Genomic DNA, 13,857 nt, shown 5'->3' with positions numbered 1-13,857 from the left:
TCCCTTCAAGTAGCTGCCTTGCAAGCAAGCTGGACGGCGGCCATAATCGGGCCATGAGCCCTGACGCCGCCGACGCCGCTGCTCTGCCCGCCGACCGGGTGGACGCGATCATCGAACAGTGGGGCCGGGTCCGGCCCGACCTGGACACCGAGGCCATGGCGGTCTTCGGCCGGATCAACCGGATCGCGAACGCCATGGGTGCCCGCATGGTGGAGGCCTACGGCCGGTACGGCATCAGCCGTGGGGAGTTCGACGTGCTCGGGACGCTGCGCAGGGCGGGCGAGCCCTACACGCTGTCGCCGCGCGAGCTCACCGCCACGCTGATGCTCACCACCGGCGGCATGACCGGCCGGCTCGACAAGCTGGAGAAGGCGGGCCTGGTCCGCCGCTCACCGGATCCGAACGACCGCCGCGGCCTGCGGGTCACCCTCACCCTGACCGGCCTCCGCCTGATCGACGAGGCCGTCGGCGACGGCCTCGCCGTCCAGGCGGAGGCCGTCGCCGCACTCACCGGGCCGGACGTGACCGAGCTGGAACGCCTGCTGCGCCTGCTGCTGGCCGCCTGCGAGGACTGACCCCCGGCAGACCGGCCGGACGGAGCCGCACGGTCGGCCGCATCCGCCGCATCCGCCGATTCAGCCGAGCGGCGCGCCGGCCTCCAGGTAGCGCGGGACGGCCGCCTCGCGGGCGGCCACGGCGGCGGCGAGGCGCCGGAGCTTGTTCTCCTGCAGCAGCTCGGGCCACTCCTCCGGGCCGGCGAAGCGCCAGCCGCGGAGCTCCGCGTCGGGCAGGCTGACGGCGGAGACCTGGTCCGCCGTCAGCCTGCCGCCGTCGAAGACCAGCCGTACGCCGCCCGAGCGCGGGCCACGGTGCGGTTCCCAGTCGGCGACCAGGAGTCGCAACCGGTCCGGGTCGACGGTGAGCCCCAGTTCCTCGGCGACCTCCCGGGCCGCCGCGCGCGAGGGCGCCTCGCCCTCCTCGACCACACCGCCCGGGAACTCCCAGCCCGGCTTGTAGACCGGGTCGACCAGCAGCACCCGGCCCTCGTCGTCGAAGAACAGCACCGCGGCGGCCAGGGTGTCCCCGGGCGCGACCGGATCCTGCACGATGGCCCGGCAGGCCGCGCCGGAGCGGACCGCCTCGGCCACCCGCTCGGCCGCCTGCCGGGGGGTCAGGTTCGTGGTGTCGACCGGCACCGCGTCCCGGTCCAGCCAGTTGCGGGCCCGCGCCTGGACCTCGATGTGGCCCAGCCGCCACTGCCGGGCGCCCGGGTCGCCCCGATCCGCCTCGATGCGCTGACGCAGGATCGTTTCTCCGCAGTGCAGCAGCACATGGTGCACCACGATGCGACGCGCCGCGAGGGCGCCGAAGATCTCGTCCCGGTAGTCCTCACGGGACAGCGTCATCGGCACGACCAGCGTGCCCGGACACTGAGCGAGCAGGGCCGCGGCAGCGTCCGGGACCAGACTGCGCCACGCGGGCAGGTCCTGGAAGTCGGCGAGACCGGCGAGGGCCTCCGGCGGGAGCACCTGACGCAGGTACTGCCCCACCGTCTCCGGGTCGAACACCGTGCTGCCGGGGAAGAGCGCCGTCAACTCCCTTGCGGTGGTGGACTTTCCGACACCAAATGCACCATTGACCCAGACGATCACGATTCCCCCTGTTCGTCGACTGCCGAAGGCATGGTACGCAGAGCGGAACAGGGGGCGTCGAGTACGCCTAGGGCTCCAGGAGCTGCTTCTTCAACACCTTCCCCATCGCGTTCCTGGGCAGTTCCGGAACCAGCACGACCCGCCTGGGCCGCTTGTGCACGGACAGTCGCTCGGCCACGAACGCGGTCAGCTGGTCACCCGTCACCTCGCCCGAGGGGATCACGAACGCGACCACCGCCTGCCCCAGGTCGGGGTCCGGCGCGCCGACCACCGCGGCGTCGGCGACGGCCGGATGGTCCCGCAGCGCGGCCTCCACCTCGCCGGCGCCGATCCGGAAGCCGCCGCTCTTGATCAGGTCGACCGAGGCCCGGCCCACGATGCGGTGGAAGCCGTCCGGGCCGATCACCGCCACGTCGCCGGTACGGAACCAGCCGTCCGCCGTGCGGGACTCGGCGTCGGCGTCCGGGCGGCCCAGGTAGCCGTCGGACAGCATCGGCCCGGTGACCTGCAGCTCGCCGACGGTCTCGCCGTCCGGGGCGAGGAGTGACCCGTCGTCCGCGACCAGCCGGGTGCGTACTCCGGTCAGCGGCAGTCCCACGCTGCCCGGGCGGCGCTCGCCGTCGGCCCGGGTGCTGACGGTGATCAGCGTCTCGGTCATGCCGTAGCGCTCGACCGGTGCGTGGCCGGTGAGCGCGGCCAGCCGGTCGAACACCGGCACAGGCAACGGGGCACTGCCGGACACCAGCAGCCGCGCGCCGGAGAGCGCCGCCGCGGCCGCCTCGTCGGCGGCGATCCGCGACCAGACGGTGGGGACGCCGAAGTAGAGGCTGCCGCCGGCCGCCGCGTAGCCGGCCGGGGTCGGCCGCCCGGTGTGGACCAGCCGTCCGCCGGTACGCAGCGGACCGAGGACGCCGAGGATCAGGCCGTGCACATGGAACAGGGGCAGGCCGTGGACCAGGGTGTCCTCCGGCGTCCAGGCCCAGGCGTCGGCGAGGCCGTCCAGGCCTGCGGCGACGGCGGCGCGGCTGAGCAGCACGCCCTTGGGCGCGCCGGTGGTGCCGGAGGTGTAGACGACGAACGCGGTGCCCGTCTCCGGGGCGGGTGCCGGGGCCTCGGCACGCTCGGACGGATCCACGGTCAGCAGCCGCGCCCCGTGCGCCTCGGTGTCACGGTCCTGCGATGCGACCGCGAGCAGCGGCGCACCGCTGTCACGCAGGATGTGCTCCCGCTCCTTGGGGCCCGCGTCCGGCGGCAGCGGCACCACCGGCACCCCGGCCAGCAGTCCTGCCACAGTCGCGATCACCGTCTCCAGACCGGGGCGCGCCAGCACCGCGAGCGCGGGTGCGCCGGCGATCCGCGCGGCCACGGCACCCGCCGCGGCGAGCAGCTCCTCGCGGGACATCGCCGCCCCGTCCACGCGCAGCGCGTCCGCGCTGTCGCCGTACCGTCCGTCAAGCGCCGTCAGCAGCATTCGTCTCCCGCTCTCTGCACCGGTACAAACCAGACGGGACCACCCGGGGGCGCAGAGGTACTCTCTGCGTTCCCGGGTGGTCCGTTGTGCCGACCCTGGGGTCGGTCAGCCCTTGCGGGCCTTGATCTCGGCGGTGAGCTGGGGCAGGACCGCGAACAGGTCGCCCACCACGCCGTAGTCGGCCAGCTCGAAGATCGGCGCCTCGGCGTCCTTGTTCACCGCCACGATCGTCTTCGAGGTCTGCATCCCGGCCCGGTGCTGAATCGCCCCCGAGATCCCGTTCGCGATATACAACTGCGGCGACACCTGCTTACCCGTCTGCCCCACCTGGTTGCTGTGCGGATACCAACCCGCGTCCACCGCGGCCCGGCTCGCGCCCACCGCCGCACCCAGCGAGTCCGCAAGCTCCTCCACCACACCGAAACCCTCGGCCGCACCCACCCCACGACCACCCGAGACCACGATCGCCGCCTCGGTCAGCTCCGGACGCCCGGTCGAGACCCGCGCCGTCCGCGAAACCACCCGCGTCCCGCTGGCGGCCGCACCGAACTCCACCACGACGCTCTGCACCGCACCGGCGGCCGGGGCCGCCTCCGGACCCACCGCGTTCGGCTTCACCGTAATCACCGGCACCCCCCGCGACACCCGCGAGGTCGTGCTGAACGACGCCGCGAACGCCGACTGCGTCGCCACCGGACCACCATCACCCGCGGTCACGTCCACCGCATCGGTGATCACACCCGACCCCAGCCGCAACGCCAGCCGCGCCGCGACCTCCTTACCCTCACCCGAGGACGTCACCAGCACCGCCACCGGGCTGCCGGCCCCGGCGATCTGCTCCAGCGCATCCACCTTCGGCACCACCAGGAACTCGCCGAACTCCGCAGCATCGGCCGTGTACACCGTCGCCGCACCGAACTCACCCAGCTTCACCGCCAGCTCCGCCGCCGCCGCACCGGCGCCCAACAGCACCGCCGACGGCTCACCGATCCGACGCGCCAGCGTCAACAGCTCCAGCGCCGGCTTGCGGACAGCACCGTCCACGTGATCCACCAGGACCAGGACTTCACCCATAACTCAGCTCTCCAAAGAAATTCAACGTCGACAAGGGGATGCGGGATGCGAGCCCGGGGCTCTAGATGAACTTCTGCGCGGCCAGGTACTCGGCCAGCTGCCTGCCGCCCTCACCCTCGTCCTTGACGACCGTCCCCGCCGTCCGCGCCGCACGCGCCGCCACCGCGTCGACCACGGTCCACGCACCGGCCAGACCGACCTCCTCCGCCCCGATCCCCAGATCATCCAGGTCGAACCCCTGCACCGGCTTCTTCTTCGCCGCCATGATCCCCTTGAACGACGGGTACCGCGCCTCACCGGACTGGTCGGTCACCGACACCACCGCCGGCAACGACGCCTCCAGCAGCTCCGTGGCCGCATCCCCGTCCCGACGACCCCTCACCACCGTGCCCTCGACACTGACCTCGGACAGCAGCGTCACCTGCGGCACACCCAGACGCTCGGCCAGCAACGCCGGCACCACACCCATCGTCCCGTCCGTCGACGCCATCCCACACACCACCAGATCGAACCCGATCCGCTCCAGCGCCTTCGCCAGCACCAGCGAGGTCCCGATCACATCGGTCCCGTGGATGTCCTCGTCGTTGACGTGCACCGCCTTGTCCGCACCCATCGACAACGCCTTGCGCAACGCGTCCTTCGCATCATCCGGACCCACCGTCAACACCGTCACCTCCGCGTCCCCCGACGCCTCAGCGATCCGCAACGCCTGCTCCACCCCGTACTCGTCCAGCTCCGAGAGCAGACCGTCAACGGAATCCCGATCGGTCGTGTTGTCATCGGCAAAGCGACGGTCACCGGTCGCATCGGGCACGTACTTCACACAGACAACGATCCTCAAGCTCACGGCCTGTCTCCTGTACTGGTCACGTCCGGCAACTGTTCACTCTGGCAAGGGAAGGGTGCAGTTCAGCGCCCTGCCGACCGGAACTCCCGGAAGCATACTCACGAGTAGCCCTGGTTTTGCTACCCGCCAGTAGCTTACGCCCCGACGCCGATCCCCTTGCCGCTCCGGCTGGTCCCCACATACCTGGTGGCCCGCCGTCGCCCATACTCCCCCACGCAAGGGCATCGGGTGGCACACCGCAACCGGGAGTCACTGTGACTTTGCGCCTATTGACCGGCCCAGGGCCGCGATCACGTCCGCGGTGCGCGGCTGGCCCACCGCGCGCCGCACGAGTGCGCCGTCCGCGTCCAGCACCAGCACGGTGGGGGTGCGCTGAATGTCCAGCCGCCGGACCAGCTCCAGCCGCGACTCGGCGTCGACCTCCACATGGGCCACCCCCTCGACCATGCCGGCGACCTCGTCCAGCACCCGGCGGGTGGCCCGGCACGGCTGGCAGAAGGCCGAGGAGAACTGCACCAGCGTGGCACGCGCCCCCAGCTCCGCACCCAGCTCCTCGGCACTGAGCCGCACTCCGTCACCCCGCACTGTCAGCCTCCCGGCCCCGCCCGAGCGCCCGCTGCGTCCTCAGCAGCCGCAGGCGCGGCCGCTGCCCGCCTCAAGGCCAGCCTACGGCGGCCGGGGCCGAGGGGTGGGCACGCACAGGCGTGCTACTCGCCGGGACGCCCCGGGCAGTATGGTGGATTTGCAGCCGGTGTGATCACCGTCTCGCGAATCGCACTGCAGCCCGGAGTGACAGGGCACCGCATGCCGGGGGACGATACCTCGATACAACGCCGGAGCGGGCGACAGCCCTGGGAAGTAGGACCGACCGTGGCTGATCTCGTGTACCCGCCGATCATCGGGGCCGCGCTCACCCTGTTCCGAGGGCTCGACCTGAAGATCGACATCATCGGCGCGGAGAACGTCCCGCGTACCGGCGGGGCCGTGCTGGTCAGCAACCACGTCAGCTACCTCGACTTCATCTTCGCCGGCTGGGGCGCGCTCAAGGCCGGCAAGCGCAAGACCCGCTTCATGGCCAAGGAAGAGGTCTTCAACCACCGGATCTCCGGCCCGCTGATGCGTGGCATGAAGCACATCCCGGTGGACCGCTCGGACGGCCAGCCCGCCTACGAGGCGGCGGTGGCGGCGCTGCGCGCGGGCGAGGTCGTGGGTGTCTTCCCCGAGGCGACGATCAGCCGCTCGTTCGTGCTGAAGAAGTTCAAGACCGGTGCGGCCCGGATGGCGGCCGACGCGAACGTGCCGCTGCTGCCGATGGCGGTGTGGGGCACCCAGCGGTTGTGGACCAAGGGGCGGCCGAAGACGCTGACCCGCCGTCACACGCCGATCACCATCATCATCGGCGAACCCATCGTGCTCACCCCCGAGGACCGGCCGGTGATGGTGACCCGGCGGCTGCGGGCGGCCATGACCGAGCTGGTCGACCGGGCCCAGACCACCTACCCGGAGACGCCCAGCGGCCCCGAGGACGCGTGGTGGCAGCCCGCGCACCTGGGCGGCACCGCGCCGACGCTGGAGGTCGCGGAGGCCGAGGACGAGAAGGAGAACGCGGACAAGGCCGCGCGCCGGGCCGCGAAGGCCGAGGCGGAGGCCGCGCAGCAGCGGTAGCCGCGGAGCCGCACCCCGATGGGTGGTGTCGGCATGAACGGGCGATGCTGGTGGAACAGGCTGAACAGGACTGTCGGCCGGGCGCGGCAGAGGCGTGGGTAGGAGCGGTCCGCGTGAGCAGGGTGATACGGGGTGACCGGGACGGTGTCCCCCCCGAGGCGACACCGGCGACCGACATGCCCGTCGCCGACGTGCCCACCGCCGACGCGCCCGCACCCGTCCCGGCCGTAGCCCAGGCGCCCGTGCACGACCTGTCCGTACCCGACGCGCCCGTACCCGACGCGCCGGAGCAGCACATGCCCGGCGGGGAGGCCGGGGCCGAGGTGCCCGTACCCGACGGGCCGGAGCGCGAGGCGCCGGAGCAGCACGTGCCCGGCGGGGAGGCCGGGGCCGAGGTGCCCACCGCCGAGGTGGGGGCGGAGGAGCTGCTGCTGCCGGCGCGGGCGCGGCGGCCGGAGACCTTGATCCGGTTCGTGCTGGGCCTGGTGCTGACCGCACTGACCCTCCTGCTCGCCGACTCGGCGCAGAACACCACCGGCGGCCTGGAGGCCGACGCCGCGCACGGGGCCGGGCGCGCGCCGCACCTGTTGCTGGGGCTGGCCGGGTCCTTCTCCACCACCGCCGTGCTGCTGGTGCCGGTGGCCTTCGGACTGCAGAAGCTGTACCTGCGCGAGCGCCGCCGCGCCGTCGACGGTCTGATCGCCGCCGCACTGGTCTTCGGGATCACCCTGGCCCTCAACCTCTGGCTGGTGGACCTGGTCCCGCACGCGATAGCGGTCGCGCTCACCCCGCCCGTGCACAGCCCCTCGGGCATGGACGGACCACTGCTGACGCTGGCCGCACCGGCGCTGGCGTTCATGACCGCCGCCGGGGTCGCCCATCGGCCGCGTTGGCGCGCGGCCCTCGTCGTCGTACTGGCCCTGAACGTCCTGACCGTGCTGGTCAGCGGTTACGCCAACGCCCTGTCCGTGCTGCTGACGCTGCTGCTCGGCTGGACCGTGGCGCACGGCACCGCCTACGCCCTCGGCTCACCGAACGTACGACCCAGTGTCGAGCGACTCTTCGAGAGCCTGCGCCAGGTCGGTTTCGCCCCCACCGCCGCGTTCCGGAGCCTGGACCGGCCGCCCCAGGAACCGCGCCACTACCTGGTCCACCAGGACGACGAGCGCTTCCCGGTCCTGGACGTCACCGTGCTCGACCGGGAGCTGTCGGCCACCGGCTTCCTGCACCGGCTGTGGCGCCGGATGCGGCTGCGTACCGCGCCCGAGCGGCGCAGCCTGCTGTCGCCCAGCGGCGCGCTCAAGCAGGAGGCCCTGCTCTCCTACGCCGCCGACGCGGCCGGGGTACGCACCAAGCGGCTGCTGGCCACCGCCGGTCTCGGCCCGGACGCCGCGCTGGCGGTCTACGAGCAGCTCCCCGGCCGCACCCTGGACCAGCTGGACGACGACGAGCTGACCGACCAGCTGCTGCTGGGGATCTGGCAGCAGGTCCAGCTGCTGCACGCCCGGCGGATCGCCCACCGCACCCTGGTGCCCGGCTCGATCCTGGTCGACGAGCAGAAGACCCCGTATCTGGTGAGCCTCCAGGACGGCGACATCGCGGCCGGCGATCTGGCGCTGCGGATGGACCTGGCGCAGCTGCTCACCACCCTCGCACTGCGGGTCGGCCCGGAGCGGGCCGTGGCCGCCGCCTTCCAGGTGCTGGGACCGGACCGGGTCGGCTCGGCGGTCCCGCTGCTGCAGCCGCTGGCCCTGCCGCGCGGCACCAGGACCGCGCTCAAGCACCAGGAGGGCCCTGACCTGCTGACCAGGATCCGCGACGACATCCTGCGGACCCTCCCCGAGGCCCCGGTCGAGGCGGTACGGCTGGAGCGGCTGCGCCCGCGCACCCTGATCGCCGCCTTCGGCCTGGCCGCCGCCGGGTACCTGCTGGTGCTGCAGCTGTCGAGCAAGAACTCCAACCCGCTGGACGCGCTGACGCAGGCCCAGCCGTGGTGGATCGCCGCGGCCGTGGCGCTCTCGGCGGCCGGGCTGTGGGCCGCCACCATGAGCTTCGTCGGCTTCGTCCCGGAGCGGCTCAACCTGCGGCAGGCCACCCTGGTGCAGGTCGCGGGGACCTTCCTCAACATCGTCACGCCCAGCGGGGTCGGCGGGATGGCGATCAGCACCCGCTTCCTGCACCGGTCCGGGATCCCGACCCGGATGGCGGTCTCCAGCGTCGGGGTCGCCCAGGCCATCGGCCTGGTGCTGCACATCGCCCTGATCTTCGCCTTCGGCTTCCTGGCCAGCGGCAACTACGGCTCGACGCTCTGGAACTCGGCGGACCTGCTGGTCGCGCTGCTGGTCGCGGCGGTGCTGGGGCTGTTCGTGGCGGCGATCCCGCCGCTGCGCCGCTGGATCGCGGCCCGGCTCCAGCCGATGGTCAGCGGCATCATGCCGCGCATGCTGGACCTGCTGCAGCAGCCGGGCAAGCTGGCCGTCGGCATCATCGGCCAGCTCATGGTCTCGATCGTCTCCGCGACCTGCCTCTACACCTGCGCCCTCGCGTTCGGCCACCACTGGAACTTCGCCGCGGTCGCGGTGGCCAACCTGATCGGCGGCACCCTGGGCGCGGCCGTGCCCACCCCGGGCGGGATCGGCGGCGTCGAGGTGGTGCTGGCCGGCGCGCTGGTGCAGACCACCGGGGTGCCCTACGGCGTGGCGCTGCTGCCGGTGCTGCTCTACCGGCTGGTGACGCTGTGGCTGCCGGTGCTGCCGGGCTGGCTCTCCTACGTCTGGCTGCAACGGCGCCAGGCGGTCTGACCGCGCGCGGCCGCCGGGCGCCGATCGCGGACGCCGGGCCGCCGTCAGGCGAGCAGCCGGGCGGCGTGCCGACGGCTCGCGTGTTCGACCAGGGCGACCAGCACCTTCTTCCCCGACTCCCGGTCCCGTGCGTCGCAGAGCAGCACCGGGGTGCCGGTGTCCAGGTCGAGGGCCAGCGACACCTTCTCGACCGCGTGCCGGCGCGACCCCTGGAAGCAGTTCACCGCCACCACGAAGGGGATGGCGCGGCGCTCGAAGTAGTCCACCGACGGGAAGCAGTCGGCCAGCCGGCGGGTGTCGGCGAGGACCACCGCGCCCAGCGCGCCGTGCGCCAGCTCGTCCCACAGGAACCAGAAGCGGTCCTGTCCGGGGGTGCCGAAGAGGTAGAGGGAGAGGCCTTCGCGGATGGTGATCCGGCCGAAGTCCATGGCCACGGTGGTGGTGGTCTTCTGTTCCACTCCCCCGGTGTCGTCGACGTCGCGGCCCGCCTCGGTGAGGTTCTCCTCGGTGCGGAGCGGCCGTATCTCGCTGACCGAGCCGACCAGGGTGGTCTTGCCGACGCCGAAGCCGCCGGCGACCAGGATCTTCAGAGCGAGGGCAGGGGTGTCCTCAGAGTGCTTGGAGGCCATTGATCACTTCTCGCAGGATGCGCTCGTCGGGGAGCAGGGCGGGCGGGACGGGGTGGCTGACGTGGATCAGTCCGGCGTCGAGCAGGTCCCCCAGCAGCACCCGGACCACGCCGACGGGCAGTTCGCTGTCGGCGGCGATCTCGGCCACGGACTGGGAGCGGAAGCGGCACAGCTCCAGGATCGCCGCGGGCTCGGGGGCCAGCCCCGGATCGCTGCCGTAGGGATCGTCCGGTCCGTACGGGGACTCGGCCGTGATCATCGCGATCAGGTCGAACTCCGCACTGTTCGGCCTGGTCCGGCCACGGGTCAGGGCGTAGAGCCGGACCAGCGGCCCGGCCTCGTCGTCGTACCAGTGGCGGTCGGAGCCGTGCCCGGGGAGCGGTGGCGGTGCCGGCGGGTAGTCGTCCATGGCCTGCCCTGGTCACCCCGCGGCCGGGCGGGCGGGGTGACCGAGCCCGTCGCCGTCCGAGCGGGGCGGGCTGGACAGGTGCTCGCCGACCCGGCGGACCAGCCGGGCCATCTCGTACGCGATCAGGCCGATGTCGGCGTCCGCGCCGCTGAACACCGCCAGGCAGCTGCCGTCCCCGGCGGCGACCACGAACAGGAAGCCGCCGTCGAACTCCACCATGGTCTGCCGGACGTCACCGGCCTCGAAGTGGCGTCCCGCGCCCTTGGCGAGGCTGTGGAACCCGGAGGCCACCGCCGCGAGGTGCTCGCCGTCCTCGCGGCTCAGCTCGGCCGAGGCGCCCAGCGCCAGGCCGTCCCTGGACAGCACCACCGCGTGCCGCACCTGGGCGACCCGGGCGACCAGCTCGTCCAGCAGCCAGCTCAGCTCACCGGTGTGGTTCGTCGTCGTGGCCATCGGGGGCCTCCTTCTCCTGCTGCTGGATGGTCAGATGGCGCCGGGTGGTGGCGGGGGTCTCGGCGCGCCGACCCCGGCCCCAGCCGTCGGCGAGCGCCGACAGGGTGGCGCGGGCGTCCTCGGGGCTTCCGGTGGGACGGCGGCTGCGCCGGGGCGAGGTGTCGGACCCGGCCGCCGGGGTCGCTTCGGGGGCCGCAGTCGGTTCGGGCTGCGGGGCCTCCCGCAGTTGCGCGGCCAGGCTCGCCTGACGGACCCGACGGGGCAGGCCGTCGATCTGCGTCGCGGGTGAGCCCGCGACGGCGGTCGGGGTACCCGGGACGGAAGGTGGACCACCGTCGGCGGGGTCGCGGCGAAAGTCGCCGCCCCGGCCCGAGCCGTTGCCGTCCCGGCCCGAGCCGTTGCCGTCCCGGCCCGAGGCGTTGCGGCCGGACGCGGCGGAGGAGGCGGCCGGCACCGGCGGCTGCGGGCCCGGCTCGGTCCAGTAGCCGGGTTCGGCAGCCGGCTGCGAGGAGGGCGACCCGGCGCCGGGCTCGGCAGCGGGCCCGCGCCCGGTCCGGGGCCGGGGCTCGCGCCCGTCGTCGCGCTCGGGCTCGCGGTCCGGCTCGCGGCCGGAGCCGGCGACAGGACGGCCGACGGGACTGCGGACGAGGTCGGCGTCGGGGACGAGGGCGGGCTGCCGCTCGGCCTCGGGTCCGGTGCGGGACCAGGTACGGGGGCCGGGACGGCCGGACTCCAGCAGTGCGTTCGGGAGCAGCACCACCGCCGTCAGCCCCCCGTACGGGGAGGTCCGCAGCGACACCCGGACGTTGTGGCGACGGGCCAGCCGGCTGACCACGAACAGGCCCAGCCGGTCGCTGTCGAACAGGTCGGCCTGCTGGGTGTCGGCGATCCGACGGTTGGCCGCGTCGATGGCCTCCCGGCCCATGCCCAGGCCCCGGTCCTCGATCTCCAGCGCGTAGCCGGTGCCCACCTGCTCCCCGCTGAGCAGGACCTTGGTGTGCGGGGGCGAGAAGCCGGTGGCGTTCTCGACGAGCTCCGCGACCAGGTGGGTGAGGTCGGCCACCGCCGGGCCCACCACCGAGGCACGCGGCAGCCGGCGCACCTCCACCCGGGAGTAGTCCTCCACCTCGGCCACGGCCGAACGCACCACGTCCAGCAGCGGTACCGGCTTGCGCCAGGCCCGTCCCGGCGCGGCCCCGGAGAGAATGATCAGGCCCTCGGCGTGGCGCCGCATCCGGGTGGTCAGGTGGTCCAGCCGGAACAGGTCCTCCAGTTCGGCCGGGTCCTCGGTACGGCGTTCCATCGTGTCCAGCAGCGTGAGCTGACGGTGCACCAGGATCTGGCTGCGCCGGGCCAGGTTGACGAACACCCCGGAGACCCCGGACAGCACCTCGGCGCGTTCGACGGCGGCCTGCAGCGCGGCGCGCTGCACGGTGTTGAGGGCCTCGCCGACCTGGCCGAGCTCGTCGTCCCCGGCCATGACGATCGGCGCCTCGGCGTCCACGTCGATCACCTCGCCGGCGCGCAGCCGGCGCATCGCAGCGGGGAGGCGGCGGCCGGCCAGCTCCAGCGCGGAGTTGCGCAGTTCGACCAGCTCCACCACCAGGCCGCGCCCGATGCGGACCGAGATCAGCAGCGAGAGCAGCACGGCCAGCAGGCCGAGCAGCACCGCCGCGCCGTTCCTGGTGAACACGCCGAGGCTGTAGGGGTCGGCGCCGGAGGTCGCCCCGGCGGTGGCCGCGGTCTCGACCGCGGCCAGCTGCTGCCGCAGGCTCTGCGCGGTCTGGGTCCACTGGACGTCGGCGACCTCGCGCACCGGCCCGCTGCCCGGCCCGGCCGCGGCGACGGCGGTCTCCATGCCGGCCAGCGAGGTGGCCAGCGGCCCCTGCGCCACGGCCAGGTAGGCGGTGCGGTCGGCGGGCCGCAGATCGATGACCGCGCCGTCGGCGATGACCTGGCGGGCGTAGCGGGCGCCGGTGAACTGCTGGTACTGGTCGGTGCTCATCCGGCCCGCCGCCTGGGCGGACTGCTCGGCCGCGTCCTCCCGGGCGAGCTGTTCGCCGGACCGGGCCAGCTCCAGCACCACCCGCGCGTCGGAGGCGATCGCGGTGTTCTGCACACCCGTCAGCGCCCCGTCGACGGCGAGGGCGGTGGCGATGTCGTCGCCGTAGGCGGCCATGGTGCCGGTCCAGTCCAGGGTGCGCGCGGTGACCTTGCCGCGCAGGGCGGGCAGCGCGTCGGCGGCCGCCATCAGCGCGTCGAGCCGGCTCGGGAGGGCGGCGGCGAGGCCCGCCTCGGTGGCCGCGCCGGAGAGGATGTCGCCGTTCAACGCGGCCAGCGCGGCGTCCGTGCCCCGGGCCCGGGCGGCCACGACGGCGAGCGCGGCGGCGCGCTCCTGACCGGGCGCGGCGGCGGAGCGGGCGGCGGCGGTGCGTTCGGCCTGCAGCGCGTCGACGGCGGCGGCGACCGGGGTGAGCAGACTGGCGTCCACCTGCTTGAGCCGGATCAGGGCGTCGACGTCCTGGGCGGTGGTGACCGTGGCGAAGCCCCACAGCGCCATCAGCGACACGACCGGCACCATCAGCAACGAGACGATACGGGCCCGTACGGTCCGTGGACGCAGCCGCGGCCGTAACCGGACGCCGGGCCGGAAGGGTCCCGGGGACGGTGCCGGGGATGGGGCGGCGGCGGCCGGGCGGTTCGTCGCGCGGGCCGGGTCCCTGGTGTCCGCCGGGGGCGCCTTCGCGGTGGCTCGCTCGGTCTTGCGCTCGTCGGCGGGAGGACCTGCGTGGGCGGGGCGTGGGCGCGGTTGGCCGTCCGGGCCGGTGGGGGCTGCCCCACGGGGTTGACGCATCG

Annotated in this window: 12 protein-coding genes; 3 read left to right on the top strand and 9 right to left on the bottom strand. The window is 73.6% G+C overall.

What is annotated here, in order from left to right:
* Positions 1–53: 53 nt before the first annotated feature.
* Positions 54–575, top strand: a complete 522-nt coding sequence (locus ABH925_RS29145) for a MarR family winged helix-turn-helix transcriptional regulator (RefSeq protein WP_370152655.1) — start codon at positions 54–56, stop codon at positions 573–575.
* A gap of 60 nt (positions 576–635) precedes the next feature.
* On the opposite strand, the gene ABH925_RS29140 is transcribed toward ABH925_RS29145, so the two are convergent.
* From ABH925_RS29140 to ABH925_RS29120, 5 genes are all read right to left on the bottom strand, one after another.
* Positions 636–1,652: an NUDIX domain-containing protein gene (locus ABH925_RS29140; protein WP_370152653.1), complete on the bottom strand. Its 1,017-nt coding sequence runs from the start codon at positions 1,650–1,652 to the stop codon at positions 636–638.
* A 67-nt stretch (positions 1,653–1,719) separates the two neighbouring features.
* Entirely contained in the window at positions 1,720–3,123 is a 1,404-nt protein-coding gene (locus ABH925_RS29135) for an acyl-CoA synthetase (protein WP_370152651.1), read from the bottom strand.
* Positions 3,124–3,228: 105 nt separating this feature from the next.
* A complete protein-coding gene (locus ABH925_RS29130) occupies positions 3,229–4,197 on the bottom strand; it encodes an electron transfer flavoprotein subunit alpha/FixB family protein (protein ID WP_370152650.1) in 969 nt (322 codons plus the stop codon).
* A 61-nt stretch (positions 4,198–4,258) separates the two neighbouring features.
* Positions 4,259–5,044 (bottom strand): electron transfer flavoprotein subunit beta, encoded by a 786-nt coding sequence (locus tag ABH925_RS29125; RefSeq protein ID WP_370152648.1) that lies wholly within the window; start codon positions 5,042–5,044, stop codon positions 4,259–4,261.
* A 249-nt stretch (positions 5,045–5,293) separates the two neighbouring features.
* Entirely contained in the window at positions 5,294–5,635 is a 342-nt protein-coding gene (locus ABH925_RS29120) for a thioredoxin family protein (RefSeq protein ID WP_370152735.1), read from the bottom strand.
* A gap of 279 nt (positions 5,636–5,914) precedes the next feature.
* On the opposite strand from ABH925_RS29120, the gene ABH925_RS29115 reads away from it, so the two are divergent.
* Positions 5,915–6,709, top strand: a complete 795-nt coding sequence (locus ABH925_RS29115; RefSeq protein WP_370152646.1) for a lysophospholipid acyltransferase family protein — start codon at positions 5,915–5,917, stop codon at positions 6,707–6,709.
* A 113-nt stretch (positions 6,710–6,822) separates the two neighbouring features.
* A complete protein-coding gene (locus tag ABH925_RS29110) occupies positions 6,823–9,510 on the top strand; it encodes a flippase-like domain-containing protein (RefSeq protein ID WP_370152644.1) in 2,688 nt (895 codons plus the stop codon).
* A 44-nt stretch (positions 9,511–9,554) separates the two neighbouring features.
* Here ABH925_RS29110 and ABH925_RS29105 read toward each other — a convergent pair whose 3' ends face one another.
* The 4 genes from ABH925_RS29105 to ABH925_RS29090 are packed head-to-tail and all read right to left on the bottom strand — an operon-like array spanning position 9,555 to position 13,582.
* Positions 9,555–10,139: an ATP/GTP-binding protein gene (locus tag ABH925_RS29105; RefSeq protein WP_370152642.1), complete on the bottom strand. Its 585-nt coding sequence runs from the start codon at positions 10,137–10,139 to the stop codon at positions 9,555–9,557.
* On the bottom strand, positions 10,120–10,548 hold the full coding sequence (locus ABH925_RS29100) for a DUF742 domain-containing protein (RefSeq protein WP_370152640.1): 429 nt from the start codon (positions 10,546–10,548) through the stop codon (positions 10,120–10,122). The genes ABH925_RS29105 and ABH925_RS29100 overlap by 20 nt, the downstream gene beginning before the upstream one ends.
* A 12-nt stretch (positions 10,549–10,560) precedes the next feature.
* A complete protein-coding gene (locus ABH925_RS29095; protein WP_370152638.1) occupies positions 10,561–11,001 on the bottom strand; it encodes a roadblock/LC7 domain-containing protein in 441 nt (146 codons plus the stop codon).
* Entirely contained in the window at positions 10,973–13,582 is a 2,610-nt protein-coding gene (locus tag ABH925_RS29090; RefSeq protein ID WP_370152636.1) for a nitrate- and nitrite sensing domain-containing protein, read from the bottom strand. The genes ABH925_RS29095 and ABH925_RS29090 overlap by 29 nt, the downstream gene beginning before the upstream one ends.
* Between the last annotated feature and the right edge of the window lie 275 nt (positions 13,583–13,857).

Origin of the sequence: Streptacidiphilus sp. EB129, assembly GCF_041262645.1 — a bacterium.
Classification (GTDB): Bacteria; Actinomycetota; Actinomycetes; order Streptomycetales; family Streptomycetaceae; genus Streptacidiphilus.
This window is presented reverse-complemented; position numbering and strand designations above follow the sequence as displayed.

Excerpts from the sequence above, each read along its gene's own strand:
- ABH925_RS29135 (WP_370152651.1), bottom strand. The coding sequence starts at position 3,123 with ATGCTGCTGACGGCGCTTGACGGACGGTACGGCGACAGCGCGGACGCG.
- ABH925_RS29100 (WP_370152640.1), bottom strand. The coding sequence starts at position 10,548 with ATGGACGACTACCCGCCGGCACCGCCACCGCTCCCCGGGCACGGCTCC.
- ABH925_RS29145 (WP_370152655.1), top strand. The coding sequence starts at position 54 with ATGAGCCCTGACGCCGCCGACGCCGCTGCTCTGCCCGCCGACCGGGTG.
- ABH925_RS29105 (WP_370152642.1), bottom strand. The coding sequence starts at position 10,139 with ATGGCCTCCAAGCACTCTGAGGACACCCCTGCCCTCGCTCTGAAGATC.
- ABH925_RS29090 (WP_370152636.1), bottom strand. The coding sequence starts at position 13,582 with ATGGTGCCGGTCGTGTCGCTGATGGCGCTGTGGGGCTTCGCCACGGTC.
- ABH925_RS29130 (WP_370152650.1), bottom strand. The coding sequence starts at position 4,197 with ATGGGTGAAGTCCTGGTCCTGGTGGATCACGTGGACGGTGCTGTCCGC.
- ABH925_RS29095 (WP_370152638.1), bottom strand. The coding sequence starts at position 11,001 with ATGGCCACGACGACGAACCACACCGGTGAGCTGAGCTGGCTGCTGGAC.